Source organism: Sphingomonas bacterium (assembly GCF_903643065.1).
Classification (GTDB): Bacteria; Pseudomonadota; Alphaproteobacteria; order Sphingomonadales; family Sphingomonadaceae; genus Sphingomonas.
The window spans coordinates 1-2,831 of record NZ_CAHJWX010000415.1 but is presented as its reverse complement, the minus strand read 5'-3'; the positions used below and the strand labels follow the sequence as shown (position 1 = coordinate 2,831).

Below are 2,831 nucleotides of genomic sequence, written 5' to 3'. Positions count from 1 at the left end.
GGCGCCGATCCGTGCGCGGCTGGCGTCACTGCTCGACGATCGGGCGGGCGTGGCGGCGATCCTGATGAACGGGGCCGAGCGGGCCCGGAGCCTGGCCGCGCCGACGCTGCTGGCGGCGCAACGGGCGCTGGGCTTGCAGGTATAACGGCTCGCCGTTGCGGCCGACCCGGCATTTATCGACGGTTAAGGGTTGGCGGGCAACATCGGCCGCATGAAACGCTGGCTTGCCTGGTCATTGCTGCCCCTCGTCGCCGGCTGCGGTGGCGGCAGCGGCTCGTCCGACGGCGTCGGCGCGGTCGCGGTGGTGACGACGCCCACGCCGACACCCACGCCCACCGCGACACCCACCCCTACGCCGACTGCGACGCCCACACCCACACCCACGCCGACACCGACCCCCACGCCGGCGAGCGGCACCACGGCGGCGCCGACCGCGACCCCGAGCGGCTTCACCGCGCAGGCCGCCGCGCTCTACACGACCGAGCCGAGCATCGCGAACTGCACCCCCGGCCAGCTCGCGGCCAGCACCACCGCGACGCTGCTCCAAGACCTGAACGCGATCCGCGCGCTCCATGGCCTGCCCGCCGTCACCTATTCCGCCGCCGACGAGGCGGGGGCGCAGGCATCGGCGCTGATGCAGGCGGCGAACGACACGCTCAGCCATACGCCGCCGACGACGTGGAGATGCTACACCGCCACCGGCGCGGCGGTGTCGGGACAGAGCAACCTTTATGGAGGCTTCGGCAACGGGCTGGGCGTGATCAGCGAGGATCAGGTGCTCGCCGGCTGGCTGACCGAGATCAACAACCTCGTCGTCGACAGCGTCGGGCATCGCCGCTGGCTGCTGTACCCGTTCCTGGGCGCGGTCGCCTATGGCCGCGTGATCGGCGCCTCGCCGACGCAGACCCGCGCCGACGCCACCGCGCTCAAGGTGTTCGGCACGACCGGCGCCGGCGTCGCGAACGGGACGTTGCCGGCCTATGTCGCCTATCCGTATGGGGATTACCCGGCGCGCTATTTCAGCCTGGGCTCGCTACTCTCGTTCGAGGTGATCGCGAGCGGCAACGCGAACAGCGCGGCCAATGGCAGCGTGAACTTCGCCAACGCGACGGTGACGGTGACGCAGCGGGGCGGCGGCGCGATGGCCGTCTCCAAGCTGAGCTACGACAATGTCGGCTATGGCCTGCCCAACAACCTGCAATGGGCGGTGGCCGGGCTACAGGCCGGCACGATCTATGACGTCAGCATCGCCGGCGTCGTCGTCAACGGCGCGACGCGCAGCTACAGCTACTATTTCCGAGTGGTATGACGCCATCGTCATGCTGAACTTGTTTCAGCATCCACGCGCGCCGATCGATCACGGACACAACGCTGGCGAGCCGTACCGCCTGGATGATCCCAACGTCATGCTGAACTTGTTTCAGCATCCATGCGCGCCGGTTTGATCGCGGGCACGGCGCGTGGGACGAGCCGTCCCGCATGGACCCTGAAACAAGTTCAGGGTGACGCAAGCGGTGAGTAACAGATCACCCCTCCAGCTCCAGCAGCAACACCCGCACGGCGTCGTCCACGTCCCAGTCGCTGTCGTTAACGGCACTACGCGAGCTACAGCCACTTCTTCCGGGTGTATGATCACATCGTCATGCTGAACTTGTTTCAGCATCCACGCGTGCCGGTTCGATCGAGGGCACGGCGCGTGGCATGAGCCGTCCCGCCTGGACCCTGAAACAAGTTCAGGGTGACGCAAGCGGTGAGTGCCAGATCACCCCTCCAACTCCCGCAGCAGCACCCGCACGGCGTTGTCCACGTCCCGGTCGCTGTCGCGCAGCTGCTCGACGCGGCGCACCGCATGGATCACCGTCGAATGGTCCCGCCCGCCGAACTTGCGGCCGATCTCGGGCAGCGAGCGGGTGGTGAGGCGCTTGGCGAGGTACATCGCGATCTGGCGCGGGCGGGCGACCGCGCGGGCGCGCCGGGCGGAGACCAGATCGAGCGGCTTCAACTCGAAATGCTGGCTGACCAGCTTCTGGATTTCGTCGATCGTCACGCGCCGTGCGTGCCCGCGCAGCTGATCGCCCAGCGTCGCGGTCGCGAAGTCCAGCGTCACCGCGTCGCCCGTCAGCTGCGCATAGGCGACGACGCGGTTGAGCGCGCCTTCCAGCTCGCGGATCGAGCCGGTGATGCGGCTCGCCAACAGGTCCAGCACGTCGGCCGGCACGATCGCCTCCAGATCGTCCGCCTTGCGCGCCACGATCGCGTGGCGCAGGTCCGCGTCCGGCGCGCGGATATCGGCGATCAGCCCCATCCCCAGCCGCGAGACGAGCCGCGGCTCCACTCCGTCCAGCGCCTGCGGATGCCGATCGGCGGCGATGGCGAGCCGCTTGCCCGCCGCCATCACCTCGTTGACCGTGTGGAAGAACTCCTCCTGCGTCGCGTCCTTGCCGGCGATGAACTGGAGATCGTCGATCATCAGCAGGTCGGCCGCGCGCAGCCGCTGCTTGAACGCGAAGGTATCGCGCCCGCGCATCGCCTGGACGAAGTCGAACATGAACCGCTCGGCCGACATGAACAGCACCTGCGCGTCCGGCTGATGCCGCAGGAAGGCATGGCCGATCGCGTGGAGCAGGTGCGTCTTGCCGAGGCCCGTGGCGGCGTGGAGGAATAACGGGCTAAAACGCGGCGCGCCCGGTTCGGCGAGCGCGCGCGCGGCGTTGAGCGCGACGCGATTGCAGGGCCCCGCCACGAACCGATCGAAGCTGAGTCGTGTGTCGAGCTGCGGGCGCGGCGCGGACGGCGCGGGCGCGGGGACGGGCGCCGGGGTCAGCACGGCG

General features: G+C 69.2%; 2 protein-coding genes. One reads left to right on the top strand and one right to left on the bottom strand.

The features are described 5' to 3' along the window. Positions 1-211 precede the first annotated feature (211 nt). The gene (locus HUU95_RS13120; RefSeq protein WP_174280510.1) at positions 212-1,309 is read left to right on the top strand and encodes a CAP domain-containing protein; all 1,098 of its coding nucleotides are present in this window, start codon (positions 212-214) and stop codon (positions 1,307-1,309) included. A 453-nt stretch (positions 1,310-1,762) separates the two neighbouring features. Here HUU95_RS13120 and dnaA read toward each other — a convergent pair. Continuing rightward, positions 1,763-2,831 (bottom strand): chromosomal replication initiator protein DnaA (dnaA, locus tag HUU95_RS13115; protein ID WP_174280509.1); only part of this gene is annotated, 1,069 nt, incomplete at its 5' end.

Excerpts from the sequence above, each read along its gene's own strand:
- HUU95_RS13120 (WP_174280510.1), top strand. The coding sequence starts at position 212 with ATGAAACGCTGGCTTGCCTGGTCATTGCTGCCCCTCGTCGCCGGCTGC.